General features: G+C 60.4%; 19 protein-coding genes. 8 read left to right on the top strand and 11 right to left on the bottom strand.

Going from position 1 to position 25,194, the window contains the following annotated elements:
- Positions 1–7: 7 nt before the first annotated feature.
- The 4 genes from OHL20_RS14555 to OHL20_RS14540 all read right to left on the bottom strand — a co-directional run bounded on the left by OHL20_RS14555 (position 8) and on the right by OHL20_RS14540 (position 3,703).
- Positions 8–1,264: a threonine synthase gene (locus OHL20_RS14555; RefSeq protein WP_263383901.1), complete on the bottom strand. Its 1,257-nt coding sequence runs from the start codon at positions 1,262–1,264 to the stop codon at positions 8–10.
- A 392-nt stretch (positions 1,265–1,656) separates the two neighbouring features.
- Entirely contained in the window at positions 1,657–2,151 is a 495-nt protein-coding gene (locus tag OHL20_RS14550; protein WP_263383900.1) for a VOC family protein, read from the bottom strand.
- Positions 2,152–2,293: 142 nt separating this feature from the next.
- Positions 2,294–2,674, bottom strand: coding sequence for a nuclear transport factor 2-like protein (locus OHL20_RS14545; RefSeq protein ID WP_263383899.1), 381 nt, complete (start codon positions 2,672–2,674; stop codon positions 2,294–2,296).
- A gap of 144 nt (positions 2,675–2,818) precedes the next feature.
- Positions 2,819–3,703: a hypothetical protein gene (locus OHL20_RS14540; RefSeq protein WP_263383898.1), complete on the bottom strand. Its 885-nt coding sequence runs from the start codon at positions 3,701–3,703 to the stop codon at positions 2,819–2,821.
- Between the two features lie 177 nt (positions 3,704–3,880).
- Between OHL20_RS14540 and OHL20_RS14535 the strand changes: the two genes are divergently transcribed.
- Entirely contained in the window at positions 3,881–4,948 is a 1,068-nt protein-coding gene (locus OHL20_RS14535; RefSeq protein ID WP_263383897.1) for a 1,9-bis(guanidino)-5-aza-nonane synthase, read from the top strand.
- A 228-nt stretch (positions 4,949–5,176) separates the two neighbouring features.
- Here the strand turns inward: OHL20_RS14535 and OHL20_RS14530 are convergent, their stop codons facing one another.
- On the bottom strand, positions 5,177–8,167 hold the full coding sequence (locus OHL20_RS14530) for a DNRLRE domain-containing protein (RefSeq protein ID WP_263383896.1): 2,991 nt from the start codon (positions 8,165–8,167) through the stop codon (positions 5,177–5,179).
- 295 nt (positions 8,168–8,462) lie between these two features.
- On the opposite strand from OHL20_RS14530, the gene pgm reads away from it, so the two are divergent.
- Positions 8,463–10,112 (top strand): phosphoglucomutase (alpha-D-glucose-1,6-bisphosphate-dependent), encoded by a 1,650-nt coding sequence (gene pgm, locus OHL20_RS14525; RefSeq protein WP_263383895.1) that lies wholly within the window; start codon positions 8,463–8,465, stop codon positions 10,110–10,112.
- On the opposite strand, the gene OHL20_RS14520 is transcribed toward pgm, so the two are convergent.
- Entirely contained in the window at positions 10,102–10,722 is a 621-nt protein-coding gene (locus OHL20_RS14520; protein ID WP_263383894.1) for a TetR/AcrR family transcriptional regulator, read from the bottom strand. The two genes, pgm and OHL20_RS14520, sit on opposite strands and share 11 nt — an antisense overlap.
- Before the next feature lie 118 nt (positions 10,723–10,840).
- Between OHL20_RS14520 and OHL20_RS14515 the strand changes: the two genes are divergently transcribed.
- From OHL20_RS14515 to OHL20_RS14495, 5 genes are all read left to right on the top strand, one after another.
- Complete coding sequence (locus tag OHL20_RS14515) at positions 10,841–11,470, top strand: FMN-dependent NADH-azoreductase (RefSeq protein WP_263383893.1); 630 nt, start codon at positions 10,841–10,843, stop codon at positions 11,468–11,470.
- Positions 11,471–11,498: 28 nt separating this feature from the next.
- A complete protein-coding gene (locus tag OHL20_RS14510) occupies positions 11,499–11,885 on the top strand; it encodes a hypothetical protein (protein ID WP_263383892.1) in 387 nt (128 codons plus the stop codon).
- Positions 11,886–12,056: 171 nt separating this feature from the next.
- Positions 12,057–13,862 (top strand): phosphoenolpyruvate carboxykinase (GTP), encoded by a 1,806-nt coding sequence (locus OHL20_RS14505; protein ID WP_263383891.1) that lies wholly within the window; start codon positions 12,057–12,059, stop codon positions 13,860–13,862.
- A gap of 258 nt (positions 13,863–14,120) precedes the next feature.
- On the top strand, positions 14,121–15,689 hold the full coding sequence (locus OHL20_RS14500) for a DUF5597 domain-containing protein (protein WP_263383890.1): 1,569 nt from the start codon (positions 14,121–14,123) through the stop codon (positions 15,687–15,689).
- 104 nt (positions 15,690–15,793) lie between these two features.
- Positions 15,794–17,461: an MFS transporter gene (locus tag OHL20_RS14495; RefSeq protein WP_263383889.1), complete on the top strand. Its 1,668-nt coding sequence runs from the start codon at positions 15,794–15,796 to the stop codon at positions 17,459–17,461.
- Between the two features lie 15 nt (positions 17,462–17,476).
- Here OHL20_RS14495 and OHL20_RS14490 read toward each other — a convergent pair whose 3' ends face one another.
- On the bottom strand, positions 17,477–19,981 hold the full coding sequence (locus tag OHL20_RS14490; RefSeq protein ID WP_263383888.1) for a 2-oxoglutarate dehydrogenase E1 component: 2,505 nt from the start codon (positions 19,979–19,981) through the stop codon (positions 17,477–17,479).
- Between the two features lie 194 nt (positions 19,982–20,175).
- Between OHL20_RS14490 and OHL20_RS14485 the strand changes: the two genes are divergently transcribed.
- Entirely contained in the window at positions 20,176–21,060 is an 885-nt protein-coding gene (locus tag OHL20_RS14485) for a hypothetical protein (protein WP_263383887.1), read from the top strand.
- Between the two features lie 70 nt (positions 21,061–21,130).
- On the opposite strand, the gene OHL20_RS14480 is transcribed toward OHL20_RS14485, so the two are convergent.
- The 4 genes from OHL20_RS14480 to OHL20_RS14465 form a co-directional block, all read right to left on the bottom strand.
- Positions 21,131–21,331 carry a cold-shock protein gene (locus OHL20_RS14480; protein ID WP_179486580.1) on the bottom strand — a complete coding sequence of 67 codons (201 nt, stop codon included), beginning with the start codon at positions 21,329–21,331 and terminating at the stop codon, positions 21,131–21,133.
- Positions 21,332–21,730: 399 nt separating this feature from the next.
- Positions 21,731–21,931: a cold-shock protein gene (locus OHL20_RS14475; RefSeq protein WP_013581125.1), complete on the bottom strand. Its 201-nt coding sequence runs from the start codon at positions 21,929–21,931 to the stop codon at positions 21,731–21,733.
- Positions 21,932–22,110: 179 nt separating this feature from the next.
- Positions 22,111–22,884: a (d)CMP kinase gene (gene cmk / locus OHL20_RS14470; protein ID WP_263383886.1), complete on the bottom strand. Its 774-nt coding sequence runs from the start codon at positions 22,882–22,884 to the stop codon at positions 22,111–22,113.
- A complete protein-coding gene (locus tag OHL20_RS14465; RefSeq protein WP_263383885.1) occupies positions 22,881–25,148 on the bottom strand; it encodes a hypothetical protein in 2,268 nt (755 codons plus the stop codon). Before OHL20_RS14465 ends, cmk begins: the two co-directional genes overlap by 4 nt.
- Positions 25,149–25,194 lie beyond the last annotated feature (46 nt).

Below are 25,194 nucleotides of genomic sequence, written 5' to 3'. Positions count from 1 at the left end.
GGCCGCTTCATTGCGGATAGATGATGCCGCCCATCTTGATGGAGGTGGGCAGGCTGCCCGGGCGCTTGAGGTGCATGGCCTCGGCGGTCATGTCGGTGTATTTGAGACCTGCGCCGGTGTTGAAGAGGACGACCTTGTCTGAAGCCTTCAAGTCGCCGCTTGCCAGCAGTTTGTCGTAGGCTGCCGTTGCGGCTGCGCCCTCGGGTGAGAGGAAGAGGCCTTCGTTTTTGGCCCAATCGAGGATACTTGCCAGAATTTCTTCGTCGGTCGACGCGATGGCTTCGCCGCCTGACTGTCGTAGGATGTCGAGAATGATGGCGTCGCCGTAGGGTTTAGGCACGCGCAGGCCTGCCGCAAATGTTGCTGCGTTCTGGTAGAACTCGCTGGCTTCCTTGCCCTCATCGAACGCCTTGACAACGGGCGCACAGCCACTCGCCTGGAGTGCGTACATCTTTGGACGTTTTCCTGATACCCAGCCTAGTGCTTCCATCTCCTCGAAGGCCTTCCACATACCGATCAGGCCTACGCCACCGCCGGTTGGATAGAAGACTGCATCCGGGTAGGTCCAGCCGAGCTGCTCGACCAGTTCATAGCCCATGGTCTTCTTACCCTCGACGCGGAAGGGCTCCTTCAAGGTTGAGATGTCGAACCAGACCTCGTTCGCTGGAGTGCCTGCTTCCTTTTGGGCCTTGATGTTCTCGCCGACCATGCGGGCGCAGTCGGAGATGAGGCCGTCGACCATCGTGACGTCCGCGCCATAGATGATGCCTTCCAGATAGTTCGCGAAGGGAACGTCCTGCGGCATGAAGATGTGTGCCGCAATGCCCGCCGCTGCGGCGTAGGCGGCTAGTGCTCCGGCTGCATTACCGGCGCTTGGCACGGCGAGATGCTGCAGGCCATAGTGCTTCGCCATCGTGACGGCGAGCCCGAGGCCGCGCGCCTTGAAGGTGCCTGTGGGGTTCGCGCCCTCTTCCTTAACGAACAGCCCGGCGTACCGTTTGCTTTGGATCATCGGCGTCCAGCCTTCGCCGAGGGTCACGGGGGTTACGTCGGGCAGGACGCTTGCGTAGCGCCACATGCCAAGGCTCGCCGGACTGGCGGCGGCGCGGGGAACGATCTCCTCGCGCTTTGCGGTCTTCTTCAGCGACTCCATATCGTAGCGGACGTAGAGCGACCCTGCGCAGAGTGGGCAGAGGGTCTGCGGGGTCTCAGCAGAGACGTGGTGATGGCAACGAACACACTCGAGGTAAGCGATAGCAGGCATCTCTCTATCGTACTTGCCCCGATCGCGGTCGGGTACCCCGAGGGTGCTTCCATGGGCTTATCCAAATCTTGAGTGCAAAACCTGTTGTTTCCGAAAACCCCCGTTTTTCGCGGACCAGGGCTTGTCAGGTGCCGCGCTGGTTGACCTGATCTCTATCTCGCCATCGAATGCGTCATCAAGGCACGCGGAGATGGCGTCGGAACTCGTCCACGATAGCTTTGCCAACAAGATGCTGCTGTAGATCGCTTGCAGCAGCCTCTACGAGAGGAGCGGGCACGCTGAAGCAGGCCAAAGTGCTTGCTACCTGTAAAGAGCATGCTTGAGAGCCAGTGTCTCGTCAGGTTCAGGCTTCGCAGCGGTCCGGAGCGAAGCCTAGTTGCCAAACTCAATCCTTACTTCACGGCTGCCGAAGTTTGAGGCTGCCATAGCTCGATTGAATTGCCTTCCGGGTCATGAGTGTGTGCAAAGCGACCATAGGGGTACGCTGTAGGATCCAACTTCACTGTGACACCTGCCGACTCCAGCTGCGCGACCATCTTGTCCAGATCGACCACACGAAAGTTGATCATCCACTGCTTGGTCGCATCGCCAATGTATTTGGTCTTCTCGGGGAAGGGTGTAAAGCTCGTCGGTCCTGCCTGCTGATTCCAAACAGGATCGTCACTACTCTGCGGAGTGACGAAGACACCGAGATGGTCTTGATACCACTGCGCCAAAGCCTTGGGATCCTGCGCACGAAAAAACAGGCCACCGATACCAGTCACTCTCTCCTTTGGCAAAGCGTTGGGTACTGGCGCTGTCTCTGCGCCCAAAAATGATCCAGGCAGCAGTGCCGATCCGGCAGCGGCGGTGAGTACTGCAAGCACTTCGCGGCGTTGCATCTTCATAACTCCTCCAGACGTACAGGATGACTTTCTCAAACCAAAATAGACATCGGACTATCCCGCTGCAAGGTCCGGTAGGAGTCGATGCTTACGCTGGCAGTACTCCACGAAGGCGAACCCTCATCACATGCGACTGGATGAGGCGTTATCCGATGCGCTGAACCCACTCGCTCCGCCAGGCCGGAGCCTCGAAAGGGTCTGCGAAATACTGCGTCTCGTGCACGACCTTACCGTTGCGGAACTCCATGATGCTGACTGTGTATGCCGGTCGGCCTTGATAGGTGATGGTGTACTCCGTGATCCAGAGATCACCCTTTCCGGAGATCCGCCTGACGTTGAATCCTGATGGCTTACCAGGATGATGACTCCGCAAGGCCTGCAGATTGCTTCGACCGAAGATCCGCTCGCCGGACTGGGGATAATCACAGATGGCATCGTCGTCGTAGATATCGTGTTCCGCGTTTGCATCGCCTACTGCCGAGGCATGCCAATGCGCGTTCAGGGCTTCCCGGATTTGCTCTTGCATGAGTTGCTCCAGATGAGAAGTAGTGTTTCGCAATCTTATTCGCCCATCGGTGGTGGCGTGTTGGAGTTTTGTAACTCCGCCTTGCGCCGCAATAGGTTTGACCCGGCAAGACTAGACCCTCGAGAGAGGACGTAGGCAGGTGCGTTACGGTACGAGTTTCCAGGTGATCTCACGAAGAATAGTCTTCGAAGTTTCTGGATCGCATTGCGTCAGTTGCCTGTCTTTACAGGTACGTACCCTTAGAACAACAGGGTTGTGCATCGCTGCCGAAACGATGTGGCCATCACGGGTATCCACGGTAAGCCGCACGTCAAACGTCTCCTTTCCGGTTTCGGCAACAAACTCATCGTTCTGCCTGGAGATCTGGACGAAGTTGTTGGGCTTCACCGACGTTGGTTCTTCCATCCACTTTGCAGGGAGCTGCACGTGGAGTGCGGGAGGGGGCAGGTGCTGGATGAGCAGAGTTTCCGTATGTTCAACCGGATCAACCGCATCGACTTTGAGTGAAAAATCAACGACGTCCTGGCCGAGTAAGACGCGTTGTCCATCAGCCCAGGAGTTGGGAGCGGTACGCGCCACATAGGTGCTCTGCCCTGGCTGCACAAGCTGCGCCTTCGTGGCGAGAAGGAGATCGCTATAGAAGGTCAGCGTATCGGTGATAGGTCCAATCATGAGCGGCTGAACGTTAGACAGGTCTGGCACCTTCAGATAGGTAGCAGGGTCATCCAAAGAGAGAGTCTGGCGCATGGCAAGGCTGACGAGAGTGAGCGCCTGCTGCTCGTTAGATGTGAGGCCGGACCATGCGACTTCTTCGTAGTAGCGACGGTTGGCATCACGCTTGACGATGTCCGTAGCTAGAATCGTGTACTGCCGACCGTCATTATTGCCTGTCATCAGATAGTGCAGAACAGACCCTTCGGCATACCTTCTTTGAAGAATTCCTGACTCTGCCTCGGCCTGCGGTGGGGAGATTGCAGGCACTGCTGAAACAGAGATTACGGTCAAAAGCAGCGGCAGCCATCGCAGCACAGCACCCTCCGAACTAAGCCACCAATTTACCAGCCAAGCGACGTTCGCAAAGGCCAGCGTTGAGCGTTTGGCGCTTCTGGAAGGGTCGGACCGCAGGCTCTCTACCTTTGTTATGCTTCAAAATTCATAGAACCCCGCGTCGGATCAGCACTTCGACTTGGTATCCTATATAACGACATGCCTACGAAAAAAGAGCTTCTCTCCCGCCCCATTCAGCACATCGACATCAAGCAGCACAACGTCGTCCCCCTCGTCGAAGCGATGAGCAAGATGGCTTACAGCTCGCGTGACACCGCCCGCGCCGCTTCCATCTACGACATGATGCTGCGCGATACCGAGTGCGGCGTCATCCTCTGCCTGGCTGGGTCGCTGATCTCCGCCGGTCTGCAAAAGATCATCGTCGACCTCGTGCGCAACAACATGGTGGACGCCATTGTTTCGACCGGCGCCAACATCGTTGACCAGGATTTCTTCGAGGCACTTGGCTTCAACCACTACATCGCCGGCGATGAGTATAAGTACGGCGCTGAAGACGCGACGCTTCGCGAGTTGATGATCGATCGCATCTACGACACCTTCATCGATGAGGAAGAGCTTCGTATCTGCGACGAGGCGACTCACCAGATCACGAACTCGCTTGAGCCGCGTCCTTACAGCTCGCGCGAGTTCATCCAGGCGATGGGCAAGTACCTTGTCGACAACCAGAAGACTCCGCAGGATGGCGGTCGCGACTCGATCGTTCTGGCGGCGTATGAGAAGAATGTTCCGATCTTCTGCCCGGCCTTCTCGGACTGCTCGGCGGGCTTTGGGCTGGTTGCTCATCAGCATGCACGGCAGGGTAAGCCGATGGTCTCGATCGACTCGGCCAAGGACTTCTACGAGATCACGAAGCTGAAGATCGAGAATCCAACGACCGGTCTGCTGATGATCGGCGGCGGTGTTCCCAAGAACTTCGCGCAGGATATTGTTGTGGCCGCTGACATTCTGGGCACCGAGGCTTCGATGCACAAGTACGCGATCCAGATCACGGTGGCGGATGCTCGCGATGGGGCGCTTTCGGGATCGACCCTGAAGGAGGCTAGCTCCTGGGGTAAGGTCGACCTGACCTATGAGCAGATGGTCTTTGCCGAGGCGACGATGGCGCTGCCGCTGATCGCGGGCTACGCCTTCCACAAGGATGCTCAGGCGGCGCGGACGGGTAAGAACTTCGCGACGATCCTTGATCGGGTTGCTGTCACGGCTTAGTTTTTACCGTAGGTCGATGCCCCACCCTTTGCCGATTGTGGCGAGGGGTGGGGCATTCTTTTTTCGTTTTAGGTCCAAAGTGTTCATAACAGGCGGGTTAAGTCTGGACTTCAATTTTGTATGATTTTGTACGGTTTGGTCTTTTGAAAACGATTCGAGATATACATTTCGGTGGAACGCTTCCGAGGGTCGTGGGCCTCAAGCGTGCGTCATCATTGACGATTTTGCTTAGTTACAGACGAGGGCTGTCCATACGGGTGAGGCGGTGCCGTTGGCTCCGAGGACACTGAGGTCGATGAAGCTGCCGGGTGGTACAGGGACGCTGCCGGTAGCGGTGCAGGGGATGTTGGCTGAGGCTGTGCAGGTGAGGGCGGTGTCGTTCAGGGCGGTGGGCGAACCTTGCCGTAGGCGTACCGTGATCTGGTTTCCCTGCTCGGAGTAGACCATGAGGCTGGTAGCGGTGCAGCCGTTGGGGACCCAGGTAAGGACGGGGGCCGTGTCGGTGATGCCGGAGTTGGCTGTCGTTACGGAGTAGAAGAGGAAGCTGTTCGAGATGGGGTGGTAGACCGAGGCTGCGGAGATGCCGGAGCCGCTGCTGCCACCGCCTGAAGAACCGGCAGCGCCCTGTGGGATGATGAAGTTGAGGACTGCGGCGGCGGATGAGCCGCTGTTGGTGACGGAGGCTGGTGAGCCTGCTAAGCCAGTGGCTACCGAACCGACGGTGATGGTTGCGGCTTGCCCTGAGGGGCCGGATGGGCCTGTGGGACCGGTGGCTCCGATGCTGGCCATGACCGACCATATTGCTGGGTTGGTATCCGGTTCGAGCGCGGAGTTGGCTGCCTGCGCCAGGTAGGTTGACCCGGCAAAGGAGACGGCATCGCTAAGCGCGTACGGAACGCCTGAGCCCCAGGGGCCTCGGAAACGGGCTCCGACGGCTCCGGCTGCACCTTGCGCGGCTAACAGGCTCCAGTTCGCGCTCAGGCCTGGGGTCTGGCCTACGTTGGTTGTGGTGAGGGAGATGTAGCTTGCGCCCTGAAACGTGACGGCATCGTTGAGGCCGTAGTTGGTGTTCGAGACGTAGGTGCCGCGATAGGCCAGCCCGGCGATGCCTGTGGCTCCGGTCGGTCCCGCTGAACCGGCTGGGCCTGTTGCTCCGGAGGGCCCGAGGGCGCCGACGAGCCCTTGAATCCCTTGCGGGCCGGAGGTGCCCGTGACACCGATAGGGCCGGGGAAACCGAGGCTTCCTTGTGGGCCGGTGGGGCCGGTTGCCCCAGCCGAGCCAACGCCCGCCTGCGCGAGGAGACCCCAGTATTGTGGGCTGAGATCGGGTTGGCGGCCTGTGTTTGCTGTCAGGGCAATGTAGCTTGAACCGGCGTAGGAGATCGCCTGGCCAATGGTGTAGGTGGTGCTGATGATCCAGCCGCCTGAGAACTGGACGGGAGGTCCTTGTGGGCCTGCGGCTCCGGCGACTCCAGACGTTCCGGCAGCACCTGCAGGTCCGGCGATCCCGGCTGAGCCGATTGGTCCCGCGATTCCCTGCGCGGCCAGGACTGCCCATTGCTGAGGACTCTGGTCGGGCGTGTTGCCGTGATTGGTGGCGGTAAGCGAGACATAGGTTGAGCCGTTGTAGCTGACGGCGTCGTGTAGCGCGTAGTTGGTCGCGGAGAGGTATGCTCCGGTGTAGTTCGCCACGGCAGGTCCCTGTGGGCCGATGGCTCCTTGTGGGCCAGCGATGCCGGTTGCGCCGTTCAGCCCTGAAGCGCCGCTGGCTCCGGTGATGCCGATTGGGCCTGTTGGACCGGCGGGGCCAGCGCCTCCTGAGGCGAACTCCGCCCATTGCGCGGGGCTGAGATCGGGCGTGTTGCCGTGGTTGCTGGCGGTGAGGGAGACGTAGCCAGCGCCTCCGTACAGGACGCCTTCGCCTAAGCCGTAGTTCGTTATCGAGGAGTACGCGCCTTGAAAGCTCATCCCGACGGGACCGGCGATTCCCTGCAGGCCGATCGGGCCGGAGAGTCCCTGTGCGCCGGTGGAGCCTGGGATGCCCTGCGCGCCTGCCTGTCCGGCGATTCCCTGCAGACCTTGAGCGCCGTGGTCGCCGGTGGAGCCAGCGGGGCCGGTAAGGCCTTGAGCGCCTGAGGGACCTTGCGGACCGGCGACGCCCTGGGTGCCGAGTGGGCCGGCGGGTCCGACAAAGCCGGGGAGCCCTTGCGAACCAGTAGAGCCGACGACTCCCTGCGGGCCTGCTATGCCTGCGGGTCCAACTGCCGTAAGGACACCCCATGCGGACGTGACAAGGCTGGGTGTGTTGCCGTGGTTTGCTGCGGCGAGTGAGGCGTAGCTTGCCCCTTGCCAGAGAACAACATCGCCCAGGGTGTAGTTTGTGGTTGAGGTGTAGGTACCTTGATAGACCAGTCCGGGTGCCCCGGCTGGACCGACGAGGCCTGCGCTCCCGACTGGACCAGATGCACCGGCGGAACCTGCGGGACCGGTGAGTCCTGCGGGGCCGGTTGACCCTGCTGAGCCTGCATCGCCTTTTAGACCTTGTACGCCGGCTGCTCCGCTTGAGCCGGTTGTTCCGTTGGCCCCGGCGGGACCGGCTGCGCCTGCTGGGCCGGTTAGCCCGGTGAGGCCGGTTGCGCCTGTGGCTCCGCTGCTTGCGAGCGCGATCTGGAGGACGGGTGCGTGGGCCGTCTGGTCATTTTCTTTGCTGTCGAACTGGAGGTCAGCGGTTGTGGCAGTAAGGGCGACGCCGTTGTTCGAGGTTGGGGTCGTGATCCAGCCTTTGACCTGTGCCGTGACATCGATGGCGACATAGGCTCCGGCTTGGCTGACGGAGACGGTCTGGGCGGAGGCTGCGAGAGTGGGGAGGGTCTGCCAGGTGACGCTGTACTCGCCCCATGCGGCGTTGACGGCGCTGAGCGAGACGGGGCCTGCGGTGTTGATCCGGTTGCAGTAGAGGAGGAGGATGGCACGGGTGACCTGGGTAGCGGTGGTTCCGCTAGGCAGGAGGCCGAGGTCGAACTGCAGGAGGGTCGTATAGCCGTTGCCGACGTTGAGGTTGGAGATGGCTCCGCTGTTGACTGCAGGGAGGGCGCTGTTGACGTGGGCGTCAGCTACTAATGTTGCTTGTTGGGCGCGGAGCGGCACACCGAGGATCGCCCCCGTGAACGCCAGCCACAGCCCTCCAATCCTGCACGATCTTCTTACTTGCAGGCGCATTCAAGCTCCCGGGAGGATCTCCGGTACGACACCTGAAAGGTGCGCAACGAGAAATCGACCCGTCTCAACGATCAAAACTCAGCAGTGCACGTTGCCGCTGGCCATACGCCTGGCCCTGCGGATGCGTTGAATCTGGCCCGTGGGAATACCTTGGTTCTACCGTTCCCAAATTGGTATAGCAAGGACTATTGTCGTGTGTCAGGTTTTCAGTAGAAGATTGGCCGACATTCCCTTCTCCATCGGCATCCCTTATAGTGCAGTCAATCGGCACTCTGCCTCGAAAGGTCTCTGACTCATGCCAGCTTCCGCGCCCGCGAACACACCCGGCCAGCAACCGAATCCCGCCCTGCTCGTCAATATTCCCCGCCTTGTGACCGCCTTCTACGCGCTGCATCCGGATGCGTCGGTGGCGGCCCAGAGGGTTGCGTTCGGTACGTCGGGGCATCGCGGCAGCTCCTTGCATACTGCTTTTAATGAGGACCATATCCTCGCGATTACGCAGGCGATCTGCGAGTACCGGCAGGCCCAGGGGATTACCGGGCCACTCTTTCTGGCGCAGGATACGCATGCGCTTTCGGAGCCGGCGTTTGCTGCGGCGCTCGAGGTGCTGGCGGGTAATGGCATTGAGGTGATGATCGACCAGGAGCTTGCGTACACGCCGACGCCGGCGCTTTCGCATGCCATTCTGACCTATAACGATGGGCGCAAGAGTGATCTTGCCGACGGCATCGTGATTACGCCTTCGCACAATCCGCCGGATGATGGGGGCTTCAAGTACAACCCGCCGAATGGCGGCCCGGCGGATACGTCCGCTACGAAGTGGATCGAGAACCGGGCGAACGAGATCATTGTGGGCGGCCTGAAGGAGGTTCGCCGCATGCCGTACACTGCGGCTCTGCGCGCGAACACGACGCATCGATATGACTACACGACCAACTACATCAACGACCTTGCGAACGTGATCGACTTTGACGTGATTCGGTCGAGTGGGCTGACGCTGGGCGTCGATCCGCTGGGCGGGGCGGGCGTCTTCTATTGGCCGAGGATCGCCGAGCAGTATAAGTTGCCGCTGACGATCCTGAACCCGTATGTCGATCCGACGTTTCGGTTTATGACGTGCGACTGGGATGGCAAGGTGCGGATGGATTGCTCGAGTCCGTTTGCAATGGCTTCGATGATCGCCAATAAGGACAAGTTCGACGTGGCGTGGGCTTGCGATACGGACCATGATCGGCATGGTGTTGTGACTCGCACGACGGGGCTGCTGAATCCGAACCACTACCTGGCTGTGTGCATTCAGTACCTCTTTACACATCGGCCTGACTGGGCTGCGAATGTAGGGATTGGGAAGACGCTGGTGTCGTCGAGCATCATCGACCGCGTGGCGAAGGGGCTTGGGCGGCCGATGCTTGAGGTGCCGGTCGGCTTCAAGTGGTTTGTCGATGGGCTGATCGATGGGACGCTGGGCTTTGTGGGGGAGGAGTCTGCCGGGGCGACCTTCCTGCGGCGCAACGGCAAGGTGTGGACTACGGATAAGGATGGGCTGATACCGGGCCTGCTGGCTGCGGAGATGACGGCCCGGACGGGTAAGGACCCAGGGCTGCTGTATGGCGAGCTGACGGCGAAGTATGGCGACCCTGTGTATCAGCGGATTGATGCGGCGGCGAGCAAGGAGCAGAAGGCCAAGCTTGGGAAGCTTTCACCCACGGAGGTGACGGCGAAGGAGCTTGCGGGTGATGCGATTACGGCGATCCTTACGGAGGCTCCGGGAAACCATGCGAGCATCGGAGGGCTGAAGGTGACGACGGATGAGGGCTGGTTTGCCGCGCGGCCCTCGGGTACGGAGGACGTGTACAAGATCTATGCGGAGTCGTTCAAGGGCTTGGAGCATTTGAAGCAGATACAGACGGAGGCGCAGGCGCTGGTGAACGCGGCTATCGGGTAAGTAGAGGCTCAGCAGAGATAGGTATTGAGGCGGGTGCCGGGTGCGCGATGGGCGCGACGAGCAGCATGACGGTTTGCACGATCTCCTCCGACGGCACGCGATTTGGAGTGCGAACCCATTCCTTGGCTGCTCCGTAGATTGCCCAGCTGACGGTGGTGGCGCGCATCTCAGGGGAAGCCGGGCTACTGCCGTCGTCGTGCCTTCGCAGGCCTTCGAGGATGATGGATCGGACGACGGTGATGACTGCCGATTCCAGATGTGGCTCCAGTTGGCGCTGGCGACCGCAGGCGAGGCCGGGGATCTCGGCGAGATAGTCGCAGACGCCGAGGACGATGCCGGTGAGCGCGGAGGAGCAGCCGCCGCTGAAATGGACTCCTCGCTGGACGAGGAGTTCGTGGAATCGCGTGCCGACCATGCACTCGAGCAGAGCGAACTTGTCGGGATAGTGATCGTAGAAGGTGGCGCGGTTTACCGTGGCGGCTTCGGCGATCTCCTGCACAGAGATCTTGTCGAACTCCATCGTCTCGAGCAGCGTGCCGAGCGCGTGCTGGAGCAGGAGGCGCGTCCGCCGGATGCGTGGATCGACGATCTCGTTACAGCTTTCAGCCATGAGGGACCTGATTTCAGAATATCTGACTACGGAGAAATTGCCTAAACAACGACTGTTGTGTTTTCCTGAGTCGACACCTGTTGTTTAGACATCTACTGTCGTAAAGGAGATTCAAACCATGCCCACTCTTCTGCACATCGATTCAAGCCCTCTCGGCGAGGCCTCGGTCTCGCGTCACCTCACCAGCGAATTCGTTCAGGGTTGGAAGACCGCAAATCCCCAGGGACAGGTCATTACCCGCGACGTCTCGTCTACTGTGATTCTGCCGGTCAACGCCGCCTGGGTTGGTGCGGTCTACACGCCTGCTGAAGCGCTTACGCCTGAGCAGAAGCAGATCACTGCCCTCTCGGACACCCTGATCGGTGAGCTGCAAACTGCGGATGAGTACGTCTTTGGCGTACCGATGCATAACTTCAGCATCCCCTCGACGCTGAAACTCTGGATCGACCAGATTGCGCGTGTCAACAAGACCTTCTCGTATGCGACTGGCGTGCCGAAGGGCCTGCTTACCGGCAAGAAGGCTACCATTCTTATCGCTGCAGGTGGCGTCTACGATGCGGGCACGGCGATGGCTTCGTACAACTTTGCCGATCCGTATCTTCGGACCGTTCTGGGCTTTCTGGGCGTTACCGACGTGACGGTCCTCGCCGCTGGTGGAGTCTCTGCCATCATGCAGGGCAAGGTCGATCGCGAGACGTTCCTGACGCCTCACGTTACGGCTATCCGCTCCAGCTTCAAGGCTGCTTAATCCTCTGAGTTGAAGGAGAAACACCCGCATGAAGATCGCCTCCACGATTGCCCGGTATCTGCTCGGTTTTATCTTCCTCGTCTTCGGACTCAACGGCTTTCTGCACTTCATTCCGATGCCGCCTCCGCCGCCTGGACCTGCCGGGCAGTTTATGGGGGCGCTCTTCATCTCACACTACCTAGTACCGATCTTTCTGCTGCAACTGGTACCAGCTATCCTGCTGCTTGCGGGTCGGTATGTGCCGTTGGCATTGGCGCTGCTTGCGCCGGTGATCGTCAACATCTTCCTCTTTCATGCGTTGATGGCACCGAGCGGGCTCCCGCTTGCGCTGGTCGTCACGGTGTTGTGGATACTGACGTTCCTCAGTGTTCGGTCTGCGTTTGCAGGGATCTTTCAACAACGCGTACAAAGCTGACCCAACACGTTGTGATCGCACCATGAACCAATACTGGATGAGCAACCTTATGCGGGTCGCTTCTCCAGTATTGGTTTGGCTGTCAGGCCAATAATCGGGATGAAGCGCTTGTTTTTCGTTGCGAGTTGACACTCGCCCGTGTATCGCTAATTCTTATAGGGAGCGATACCTATGAAAACCGAGATCAGCGCACCGCCTACGACGAACAAGCACCTTATCCGCTGGGTCGAGAAGATGGCCGACCTGACGCAGCCAAGCTCGGTGCACTGGATCGACGGCTCGCAGGAGGAGTATGACCGGCTCTGCGATGTGCTCGTCGAGGCTGGGACCTTCTTCCCGCTGAATGAAGATCTGTGGCCCGGTTGCTTCTACGCCCGCTCTGCATCCAATGATGTAGCTCGCGTTGAGGACAGGACCTTCATCTGCTCGCTCTCGAAGGACAATGCAGGACCGACGAATAATTGGGAAGATCCGTTCGTGATGCGCAAGAAGTTGAAGGGACTCTTCAAGGGTTCGATGCGCGGGCGCGTGATGTATGTCCTGCCGTACAGCATGGGGCCGATCGGTTCGCCCATGTCGCAGATCGGGGTGCAGCTTACGGACTCCGCGTATGCCGTGGTGAACATGCGCATCATGGCGCGGATCGGCGCGCCGGTCTTTCGCGAGATCGACAAGGATGAGAAGCGTGTTGTGCCGTGCATGCACACGGTCGGTGCACCGCTTGCTCCCGGTCAGCAGGATGTGTCGTGGCCGTGCAACGAGCAGAAGTACATCGTCCACTTCCCGGAGACGCGCGAGATCTGGAGCTATGGGTCGGGCTACGGCGGGAATGCGCTGCTGGGCAAGAAGTGCTTTGCGTTGCGCATCGCTTCCAACATCGCCCGCGACGAGGGATGGATGGCGGAGCACATGCTCATCCTCGGGGCCGAATCGCCTGAGGGCGAAAAGACGTATGTCGCCGCAGCGTTCCCTTCGGCCTGCGGCAAGACGAACTTCGCGATGATGATTCCACCGGATGGGTTTGAGGGCTGGAAGATCCACACGGTCGGCGACGATATCGCCTGGATCAAGCCTGATGCGACGGGACAGCTTCGTGCGATTAACCCTGAGGCTGGATTCTTTGGCGTTGCGCCGGGGACGTCGGCAAAGACCAATCCGAATGCCATGGCGACACTGGCGAAGAACACGATCTTCACGAATGTTGCACTGACTCCTGACGGCGGCGTGTGGTGGGAGGGGATGACGGATACGCCGCCAGCGGAGTGTCTCGACTGGCGCGGCAATCACTGGACGCCCGCGTCGAAGACTCCGGCCGCGCATCCCAATGGGCGGTTTACGGCCCCGGCCAGCCAATGTCCTACCATCGATCCGGATTGGGAGAATCCTGAGGGCGTGCCAATTTCGGCGTTCATCTTTGGCGGTCGACGACCGACGACCATGCCGCTTGTCTATCAGGCGTTCAACTGGTCGGCAGGTGTGTACATCGGCGCGACCATGGGCTCGGAGACAACCGCTGCCTCAGCCGGAGCGACGGGCAAGGTTCGACGCGATCCGATGGCGATGCTGCCCTTTTGCGGGTATCACATGGGCGACTACTTCCGGCATTGGCTCCGCATGCAGCGCAGCCTTTCGGCTACGCCGCGGGTCTTCCATGTGAACTGGTTCCGCAAGGATGATGATGGCAAGTTTCTCTGGCCCGGCTACTCCGAGAACATGCGCGTGCTGAAGTGGATCGTCGATCGGGTGCGCGGCAAGGTGCGCGGTAAGGAGACGCCAATCGGCTGGACGCCGCATTTCGAGGACATGAACTGGAAGGGTCTCGACTTTCCGCGAACGACCTTTGATACCCTCCAGACTGTGGATCGGAGTCAATGGAAGCAGGAGGTGATGGGCCATGAGGAGCTATTTCTGGCTCTCCACGATCACCTACCGGCGGAGATGATTTACGAGCGGGAGTTGCTTATCTGCCGCTTGTAGAGCTTGAATCTTGCTTGACAGGACGGTAAAAAGCCACTATTTTAAGTAAGTGGCGGAACTCCCTTCGGGTCGAGTTAGCCACAACGAAGTCCACCCACTTCGTTGCTTTACTGGAACACCCACGCATCAGCCCCCACCGCGCTGCGTGGGTTTCCATTTTAAGTCACTGAGCCCTCATCACTTGCGTCAGGATCGTGTGCACCGGTATGCTTCGCTGCACCGGGCAATCACCTTCGTGCACGATCTGAGACTGAACCTATGAAGCTACTTCCCTGCCTGCTGCTTGCCTCTACCGCCATGTTTGCTTCTTCGATGCCCCAGATCGTCCATACGGCGGATAAATACACGCTGATGGTCGACGGCAAACCGTACATCGTTCTTGGAGCGCAGGTCGACAATTCGAGCGGCTGGCCTGCCCCGTTTGAGGCGCTGCTGCCCGGCGCTACGGCGATGGGTTTGAACACCCTTGAGGTTCCGGCGTATTGGGAGGACATTGAGCCGCGTGAAGGTGAGTTTCACTTCGATACGTTCGACAAGATTATTGAGTCTGCCCGTGCCCACAACTTCCGGCTGGTCCTGCTCTGGTTCGGCACATGGAAGAACGGCGCGATGGACTATGCGCCCGCCTGGGTGAAGGCTGATCCGGTGCGGTTTCCCCGCATGCTCGATCAGGGTCATTCGCCTGTACGCGTGCTAACGCCGTTGAGCGACCACAATCGCGTGGCCGATCGCACAGCGTTCGCTGCGCTGATGAAGCACCTGAAGCAGGTCGACGGCGACCAGCACACGGTGATCATGGTGCAGGTTGAGAATGAGTCCGGCTCCCTCTTTACGGATCGTGATCACTCGCCTGATGCTGAAGCGAAGTTTGCTGCGCAGGTGCCGGCTGAGGTCTTGACAGCGCTGCACAAAAAGCCTGGGACGTGGACGGAGGTCTTCGGTGCTGAAGCGAGTGAGACCTTCGCCGCCTACTATGTCTCGCGCTATGTAAACTCGGTCGCCGAGGCTGGCAAGAAGGAGTATCCGCTGCCCTTCTACGCGAACGTCTGGCTGCGCGAGATGAAGAACTTCATGCGGCCGGGTGAGGCGTATCCGAGTGGCGGCGGGACGCTCAACATGCTTCCGTTGTGGAAGGCGATGACGCCTTCGCTCGATGCAGTTGCGCCGGATAACTACCTGCTGGACTATGTGAACTATCGGGCGATCCTTGCGGGCTATCATCGCGCTGACAATCCGCTGCTTGTGCCGGAGACCGGTGGGCCGCGCTTCGCCTCGAACATCTTTTATGCGTTGGGCGACTATGATGCGCTCGGTTACGCGCCCTTCGGCCTCGACAAGATGCTGGATGGAGCGAAGGTGAAGGAGGCGGTGCAGCCCCTCGCAGACGATCTCCGCCTGCTGACGCCTGCGCTGCCTTTCATTGCGACGATGCAGGGGACGGGCAAACTCCACGCGGCGGTCGAAGAGCAGTACCTGACGGAGCATCTCGTCCGCTCCTCGCGCTTCGATGTGCTGATTCAGTTTGGCAATCCGCATCCTGAGTACGGCGGCATCTTCGGTACGCAGACGCCGAAGATGAGTGGCAGGGCGCTGGTTGCGGAGCTTGCGCCGGACGAGTTCATCATCATCGGCTTCGACGCGCGTGCGGACTTCCGGCCACTGGTCGGCGCGAAGGATCAGAGCGCCCAATTCCTGCGGGCTGAGGAAGGGACCTTCGTGGATGGGCAGTGGAAGACGACCCACCTTCTGAACGGCGATGAAACCTTCTTCGGCATTCGTCTGCCTGCGGAGGGCAAGATGATTCGCGTGAAGCTTATGTCGTACTAACGTTCTTCAACGGTCCCTCGTGCATAATTTGAGTAGAGTCTGCATGCGCCCCGTAGTCGCTATGGAGTGTCGGCACATCGTATTCAGAAGCAGAGACGAGGTCGTTGGACACACCTGAGATCACTCCCGAAGTAATACCTCTACCCTCAGCCGGGGGCTTTGGCCCGCTGCGCATCGCGCTCTTCCGCGACCGGTGGATCGCCTCGACCATCTCCAGTGTGGGTACGTGGATGCAGGATACGGCGGGCACGTGGCTGATGACCTCGCTCACGTCGTCGCCCCTGCTGATTGCCCTGATGCAGACGGCGGCGAGTCTGCCCGTGCTCTTCCTTGGACTGTTGGCGGGTGCGACTGCGGACGTATTCGACCGGAGAAAGCTGCTGATCTTCTGGCAGGTCTGGATGCTGGCCTCGGTCGCCATCCTGGCCGTGCTGACCTTCTTCGGACACATCTCGCCCTGGGCACTGCTGGCGTTCACCTTTCTGCTGAACATCGGCTCCGCGATGAACAACCCAGCGTGGCAGGCGATCGTCCCGGAGCTGATCCCACGCGAACTGATTCCAGACGCCGTGTCGCTCAGCTCGGCGAGCAACAATCTTGCGCGTGCGGTGGGCCCGGCGCTCGGCGGCCTGATGGTCGCTGCCTTCAAGAAGACGGACAACGGTGCAGGTGCCGTCTTCTTCCTCAACGCCATCTCGTTTGGCGCGGTGATCTGGGTGTTGGTGAACTGGAAGCGCATTCCGCTCTTCAAGAGCACGCTGCCGGCAGAACGTATGGCCGGGTCGATGCGGGCGGGGCTGCGCTACATTCGCTATGCTCCGGATATTCAGGCTTCCCTGCTGCGAGCGTTTGTCTTTACGTTCTTCGTCTCGGCGGTGTGGTCGCTGCTGGCGGTCGTGGCCCAGCGCGATCTGCACCAGGGTGCGATGGGATACGGCATCCTGAACGGCAGCATGGGGCTGGGCGCCGTGATCGCCGCGAGTACGCTCCATCGGCTGCGCAGCCGCTTCAGCGCGGATTCAATCATCGCGGCTTCGACCGGCGTGTACATCGTCACGCTGCTGATCCTTGCGTTCATCAAACTGCCCGCGATCATCATCGCGACGTTGATCGTGGCAGGTTTCGCGTGGACGAGCACCATGGCGACGCTCAACACATCGGTGCAACTCTCAGTACCAGCATGGGTGCAGGCTCGCGTGCTCGGAGCGTACCTGATGACCTTCCAAGGCGGGCTTGCTCTCGGCAGTGTTTTGTGGGGATATATCGCCGAGCACACTTCGACGACCAAGGCGCTGGTCACCGCCGCTGTCGGTCTCTCGATCAGCTACCCGCTAGCGCGGCGCTTCCACATCCTGCGTGGGGCCAGGCCGGACTTTACGCCGTACCAGTGGAAGCGCCCTGCGCCACAGTTTGTGCTGGACTATCTGGACTCTGAACCAACGGCAGGACCGGTGCGGATCTCGATCACCTACCGGGTCCCGCTGGAGAACTATCCGGCGTTCACGAGGGCGATCCACCAGATGCGCGGCGTACGGTTGCGGGACGGAGCGATTCGTTGGGGAGTCTTCCGCGACGTGAACGAGCCGGAGAACCTGAACGAGACGTTCGTGATGGAGTCGTGGCTGGACTACCTGCGCTCCCGCGAACGCGTTACTGCGAGCGATGCCCTGATTCGAGAAGGCGTGTGGGCGCTCCATCGAGCGGACACACCGCCGATTACGACTCACCAGATCTATGCGAAAGAGATTACGGAGCCCGGCTCCTCCAGCTAGGAGCCGGGCTGCCGATTAGCCGTGCAGCGCGCCGAGCGCGAGATTGATCAGGGTCTTCTCTTCCATCTCATGCGCCTTGGCGGAACCAGTCGCCGGGCTGGCACTGGCGGTTCGCTTGACGCTTGTCAGCGCGCGGTCGCCAACCATGCGGCGGAGGAGCGGCATGACAAAGGTATGCGCTCCCATGTTGGCCGGCTCCTCCTGGACCCAGACGATCTCGGGTGCATCGGGATGCTGGTCGAGCGCGGCTTGCAACTCCTGCTCGGGCCAGGGATAGAGCTGTTCGACGAAGATGATGCCCACGCTCATGTCGTTGCGCTTGGCACGTTCCACGCGGAGGTTATGGCCGATCTTGCCGCTGCAGACAAGCAGCCGACGCGGGTTGGTCACATCGTTATCCGGCAGTACATTCTCGAACTGCGGCTTCGCCAGTTCGGCGAGGGTCGAGGCAGCATCGGGGTGACGCAGCATGCTCTTCGGCGTGAAGACGATGAGCGGCTTGCGCCAAGAGCGCATTGCCTGTCGTCGCAGCAGGTGGAAGTATTGTGAGGCGTTCGACGGCTGCGCGATGACCATGTTGTCGTGAGCGGCAAGCTGCAGGAAGCGCTCCATGCGAGCGGAAGAATGCTCGGGGCCCTGGCCATCGTAGCCATGGGGCAGGAGCATCACGAGGCCGGAGAGCAGGCCCCATTTCGCCTCGCCGGACGAAATGAACTGATCGATGATGATCTGCGCGCCGTTGACGAAGTCGCCGAACTGCGCCTCCCAAAGCACGAGTGCCTCGGGGTAGTCGCGTGAGTAGCCGTACTCATAGCCGAGCGCCGCTGCTTCGGATAGCAGCGAGTTATGCACCTCAAAGCGAGCCTGCGTTGGGGTCAGGTGCTCAAGCGGCGTATACCGGACCTCAGTCTCCATGTCGACGAGAACGGAATGGCGCTGGTTGAACGTACCGCGCTGCGTATCCTGGCCGGTGAGCCGTACCGGGGTTCCTTGGGTCAGCAGCGATGCGTAGGCGAGCAGTTCGGCTGAGCCATAGTCGAAGGCGCGCTTGCCTTCTGCCATCTCCACGCGCTGCTCGTAGAGCTTCTGCACCTTGGGATGAATGTGGAAGTTGGCCGGATAGCTGGTGAGCTGGCGCGAGAGTTCGAGGACGCGATCGGCAGCGACGCCGGTCATGATCTGAGCGTCCGCCTCGGTCAACTCGCCGCCGCGATAGCTGCTCCAGTAGTCAGGGAGCTGCGCGAGACGCGGCTTGCGCTCCACCTTCGTGGCTGCCTTCTGCTCGTCAAAGAACCCGTTTTGGATCGCCTTCGCTTCCTCGGTCGGGTCGACGCCGATCTGCTCCGCGTAGAGCTGATAGAGCGGTTTGCGATCCTTGATGAGCGCGTAACGACGGGGCTGCGTAACGGTGGGATCGTCCGCCTCGTTGTGGCCGTAGCGCCGGTAGCCGATCAGGTCAATCACCACATCGGAGTGGAAACGCTGACGATACTCGGTGGCGATCTTCGCAATGCGCATCACCGCATCAGGATCTTCCGCGTTCACATGGAAGATCGGGATCGGCAGCCGCTTCGCCATATCGGTCGAGAAGCGAGAGGAGTTCGACTCCTCCGGCAACGCCGTAAAGCCAAGGAGATTATTGACGATGATGTGAATCGTTCCGCCGATGTTGTAGCCGCCGAGCGAGGCCATGTTGAGCGACTCCGCCGTGATGCCCTGGCCTGCAAACGCGGCGTCGCCGTGGATGATGATCGGCAGCACCTTGTTGCGGGAGCCTTCGCCCATGCGAATCTGCTTGGCGCGCGAACGTCCCATGACAACGGGATTGACAGCCTCAAGGTGGCTGGGATTCGAGGCGAGATGGAGAGCGATCGCGCCACCATCGACCGCGTGATATTCGCCGGTTGCGCCGACGTGATACTTCACGTCGCCGCCGCCAAGTGTGCTGCGCGGGTCAACATCCTCAAACTTCGCGAAGATCTCCGATGGGGAACGGCCAATCGTGTTGGTCATAACGCTCAGGCGGCCGCGATGACTCATCGCAATCAATGCCTTCACGACACCCGAAGCCGAGCCAGTCGCCAAAACCTGATCGAGGAATGGGATCAAGACCGTCAGTCCTTCAAGGGAGAAGCGTTTCGTGCCGAGATAGCGCGATTGGATGACCTGCTCGAAGATGTCGGCACGGATAAGCTGCGTCAGGACGTGGGCCTGATCTGGCCGCTGCGTTGGCTGCTCGACCTGCTCCTGGAGCCACTGTCGCTGCTCTGGATTGACGATGTGGGTGAACTCGATGCCAAAGGTTCCGCTGTAGTAGCTGCGCGCCTCGGCGGCGAAATCGCCCTCGGGAACGGCGACAGGAAACGGCTCGGGCGGAAGGTACTGGCCGAGCGGATCAAGCCAGGATTGCAGGTAGCCCCAACGACGAAAGATATCGAAGACATACTCACGTTCGGAGATGCGGTTTTCCAGTGTGGCTGCTGGAGCTGAGCTTGTACGGGGGGAGGTCTTTGTAGCCATTGCTTCCTCGGTTCGAGTAGAAATGTGCGGATGAGCGGTCAATCCGTTCATCTTTTATGCTATTCCCTTCGTAATGAGAACGCTGCGATTTGTGCGGTTATCGATCAATATGTGCGTTCGGCGTTCCCGCGCTGATACTCCTACGTCTGACAGGTATGTCCGGATTCGTTAGATCGCATGGCTATAGTAGGAAGATGAAGCACGTTCTGCGGAATCTCGGCTGCCTGCTTCTACTCGGCTGTGCCGTTTGCCTCGGGCAGGCTGCGGAGCCTACGGATAAGCCCTTGCCCGACATTCCCGCGTTGATGCACGAGGTCGAGATCCATCAGAAGGCCTCGGAGTCGATGGTGAAGGACTATCTCTACCATTCCTTTGCGACTGAGCAGGAACAGGATAGCCACGGCGGCGTCAAAAAGACGGAGACGGAAGAGTCTGACATCTTTTACGTCGCAGGCGCACGTATCCGGCGAGTCACAAAGAAGGATGGCAAAGACCTCAGCCCCGACGAGCAGAAGAAGGAGACGGAGCGGATCGACAAGGAGATCGCCAAGGCCAAGGAGAGGCAGGGCAAACCCACCGACGAGGAGCGCGATGTGGTTACCGTTTCCCGCTTTCTAGAACTCGGCAGCTTCGGCAATGCACGCAGAATCGCTCTCAACGGGCGCGATACGGTCGCCGTCGACTTCACGGGGAATCCAAAGGCCAAGACGCGCAGTCGCTTCGAGGGCGCGATTCGCGAGATGGAGGGTACGGTCTGGGTGGACGAGCAAGATCGCTCCCTGCGCAAGATCCAGGGGCATTTCGTCAATCCATTCAAGGTTGGTGGTGGTCTTCTTGCCGATGTGAAGAAGGATTCGAGCTTTGAGGCGGAGTGGACGAAGGTTAATGGTGAGGTCTGGCTGCCTTCATCCGCCAGCGGCCAGGGTGCGATCCGTGTCCTTCTTTTGTTGAACTTCCACGGCAATCTGCGCGTGGTGAACTCGAACTACCGCAAGTTCAAGGCGACGGCGACGATTTTGCCCGGATTGAGTACGGTCGAGCCTGATCCGCAGACACCTGCACCAGCTACACCGCAGTAAATATGTGGTTAAACATGGAAAGGGACAGCCGAAGCCGTCCCTTCCTGAATCTGGGTGATGCGGTTACAGCCTACAGAGGCTGGATGTCCGAAGCCTGCCAGCCCTTGGGTCCCTTGACCACATTGAACTGAACTGCCTGGCCTTCTTGAAGGCTCTTGAAACCGCTTGAAACGATCGCCGAGTAGTGCGCGAAAACATCCTCGCCGTTCTGACGGCTGATGAAACCAAACCCCTTGGCGTCGTTAAACCACTTTACTGTTCCCTGCTCCATATTGTTAATTCCTTTAGATCAAAATTGACGCTATATCCAAATCGGGGTTCGTACACTACAGCCACTGCAGAAATCCAATCTGTTTCCAACGACAACCTAATGGTAACACGATTGGCAAGGATGCAACCAAAATCGTAGAGTCCCCTATGACTATCTGGGGTTTGTACCGTCGCGGTATCTACGCAGCAACAAAACAGGTGCGGCGTACGTAACGGCGCTCCCCAAGAAGAGCGGTATAAAAGCCGAAAAGACCGGGGCAAATCACGACGTTGAGACATGTCGGCAAGACCACACAACCCTTCACGCGCTTATTTCGCCGATCCTGCGCTCCAAACGGCGAAAAGGGATAGCCGAAGCTATCCCTCTCGCGAACCTGTGGAAAGTTACGCAGCGTTCTGCTTACAGCGGCTGTACGTCTGAGGCCTGCCAGCCTTTGGGACCCTTGACGACATTGAACTGGACAGCCTGACCCTCTTGAAGGCTTTTGAAGCCATTTGAATTGATTGCGGAGTAGTGTACGAACACATCCTCACCATTCTGACGACTAATGAAGCCAAACCCCTTGGCATCGTTGAACCACTTCACTGTTCCCTGTTCCATGTCGCGTCCCTTGCCACTGATGAATTTACCGCCCGTATTCAAATCGAATCCGCAGAATCCTTGAAAAATCCGACGTTGACTCAAACGATGTGGAGAGGTTAGCACGACATTGGAAAGAAATTAAGAAAAAACTAAAGTACCCGACCATACAAAGCTTCGTGAATCGAAGAAAATTACCGCTATCCCTGGAGGTGGGAACGAACGATCTCTTCAGCAGCAGCCAGAACCTCGTCCAGCGACATCGCCGTCGAGTCAAGGATAATGGCATCTTCTGCAGGTTGCAGCGGAGACTCCGCACGTGTGCGGTCGCGATGGTCCCGCTCCTTCAACTCCGCGATAATGGCCTGCTCGGCGGATCGCTGCTCTTCTGCGGTCTGCGCGTCGGGAGCCTGGCGCTGGGCACTTTGCCCCGCAGTCATGGGACTTGCTGGAGCAGCTTGCCGGTACCGGCGATTGCCGCGAACCTCGGGAGCCGCATCCAGAAAGATCTTGACCTCGGCGTCCGGGAAGACGGCGGTGCCGATGTCCCTCCCCTCCATCACCACGCCGCCAGCCTGTCCAAGCACGCGCTGCTGCTGCACCATCCAGGCGCGCAGTTGTGGATGAATCGAGATCTGCGAGGCAGCGGAGGTGACATCCTGGTCACGAATCCGGCGGCTTACGTCCATGCCATCGAGGCGGACGCGATTGCCATCAAGCTGCGGTTCGAGCGTGATGCGGGTGTTTGAAGCCAGGGTCAGCAGCGGCGCCTCTTCGTCGAAGGCGAAGTCGTTCTCGATCGCCTTGAGCGCGAGGGCGCGGTACATCGCTCCCGTCTCGAGGTTCAGGAAGCCGAAGCGTCGAGCGAGATGAGCCGCGAGCGTCGACTTGCCTGCGCCGGCCGGTCCATCGATGGCGATGACCGGCCGCTGGCGCTTCGGAGCTGCTGACGATGCTGGAGCGTCGAGCGTCATCCCTTGGACTCACCTTCCTCGGGGCGATACTTCCGCGCGGGAGGCCGATTGCCAAAGGGCTTCGCGTTGTTTTTGAACTTGTCGAAGGTTCCCGCTGGCTTGCCGCCCGGGCCGGACTTGCTGAACGGCTTCTTGCCTGCAAAGCCGCCGCTCGACTTACCGGCATAGCCGCCACCGGCTGGTTTCCCAGCATAACCGCCGCTAGGCTTACCGGCATAGCCACCGCCGGACTTGCCGGCGTAGCCGCCAGATCCCTCGGGACGGGATGGACGATCTCCACCGAACGATGGGCGTGCAGGGCGATCTCCGCCGAAGGAAGGTCGAGACGGACGATCGCCGCGGGGTGCGTCGAACTTGCGGAACGGTGGCCCGTCGGTACGGGCGCGACGATCGGGGCTGCCGCCGGAGCGCTCTCCGCCAAAGCGGGGTGCGCCACCCTCGCGAGGCGTGAACGGCTTACGCTCGCCGCCGAAGCCGCCGCCCTGCGGACGTGCGCTGAAGGAGCCGGGCTTGCGCGGTCCGCCAAACGATGGTCGATCGCCCGAAGGACGTGGACTGAACTCGCGGCGTGGTGGTCGAGAATCGCCACCTTCCTGATTGGGGCGCGGCGCAAAGTCGCGGCGCGGCGGACGGGAGTCGCTGCCGAAGTCACGGCGTGGAGGACGGCTGTCGCCGAAGTCGCGACGAGGTGGCCGGCTGTCATTGGAATCGCGGCTGAACGATGGCTTGCCTGCGTAGCCACCGCTGCGGGGGCGATCGCCGCCAGCCGAAGGGCTGAAGGTTCTGCGCGGTGGGCGCGAGTCGCCGGAGGCTCCATCGGGACGCGGCGTGAACTCTCGGCGCGGCGGACGGCTGTCTCCACCGTCGCGGCTGCGGCCTGCGAATCCACCACCCGCCGGACGGCTGCCACGATCCCCACCGAAGCTGGGACGGGCTCCGAACGCTGGCTTGCGGCCGTATGCGGGACGATCTCCGCCACGGTCGCCACGGTCAAAGCGCGGCTTCGGCGAATCAAAGCGCGGCGTGGACTGCTCACCAGCCTGCTCTGCTCCTTCAGCAGAACCCTCTGCGGCGGCGGGACGCGGTGCACGCTCCTCCCATGGTTTGCTGAAGCTGGGCTTGCTGAAGCCAGGTTTACCAAAGCTCGGCTTGCGCGGACCTGGTCCGGAATCGCTCTTGAACGGGCGGCGTTCGCGGTCGCCGCTTGATGCGGGACGCGAGCCAAACACGGGCTTGCTGACGTAGCCCGTTCCGATCTTGCGTGGCTTAGCGACGAACTTGCTGATACGCGGAGCGCCTTCGACGGGCTCGCCATCGGCAGTCGCTTCGCCGGAAGCGTCATCCGAGATCCCCTCGGCGGCATCGGTGTCGATCACGACGCTGCCCTCCGGGATGAGGAAGGCAGGAAGTTCGCCCGCAACATGGAGGACGGTCTTGCCTTCAATCGCAATCGTCTCCAGCTGGCGTGCGGACATGAGCGCGTGGACGACGTCGCGGATGCGGCTACGGGCGGCGAGCGGCGAGAGGAAGGTCTCGATCTCCTCCTCCGTCGCGACGATGGCCGTATTGAGGTAGAGGCTGATCAACGCAGAGAGAGCGCTGGGCTGACCGGCGTTCGAGCCAGCCTTCATCAGCTTGGTGAATCGTGCGGTCGTCAGCTCCCAGAGGGTGGCGGCGCCGTCGGGCTGCGGGATCGGCAGCACGCGGAGATGCACCCAAAGCTCGTTCAGGGCGCGAAGCACCGCCGACTCCGTAACCTCTTTGCCAAGCTGCGTTGCAAGATCGTAGGCGCTCAGGGTGACGCGCTCGCCGAGCAGGGTGTACGTCGCCAGTGCGAGTGGGGAGACCTTTACTGCGCCGCTGGTCGTGGGTGGCAGCTTCCAGGCTTTGTCGCCGCGCAGGGTGAAGATGTAGGAGAAGACTGCTGCAGAGGCGATGAAGTCAGGCGTCTCGCCGGGGGTGCCAAGCAGGTTCAACGGCACCGCGATGCCTTCGCTGATCATACGGGCGAGCAGTGATTTAGCCTGCTCGGTATCGGCCAGAACGGGATTCTCGTTCGGCGCTCCGATCACGGCTTCGACCAATGTTGGTGCGGGTGCGGGAAGCTGCTGCGAACGCGAGGAGAAGAGGACCAGGCCGGTCACATTGATCCAGCTTCGCAGGTTCTCAAAGGTAAGAAGGGCTTCACCCTGCTGGTGCCACTGAAGGAGTCGGGAGGTGGCGAGTTGTTCAGCCGTGGGGAGGTTCGTGCTCGAAGTGCTCAAGGGGTGGTGCCTTCCTGCTGGGCGCTTCTGTGCTGAAGCAAGCGCG

Origin of the sequence: Granulicella arctica (assembly GCF_025685605.1) — a bacterium.
GTDB classification, from domain to species: domain Bacteria; phylum Acidobacteriota; class Terriglobia; order Terriglobales; family Acidobacteriaceae; genus Edaphobacter; species Edaphobacter arcticus.
This window is presented reverse-complemented; position numbering and strand designations above follow the sequence as displayed.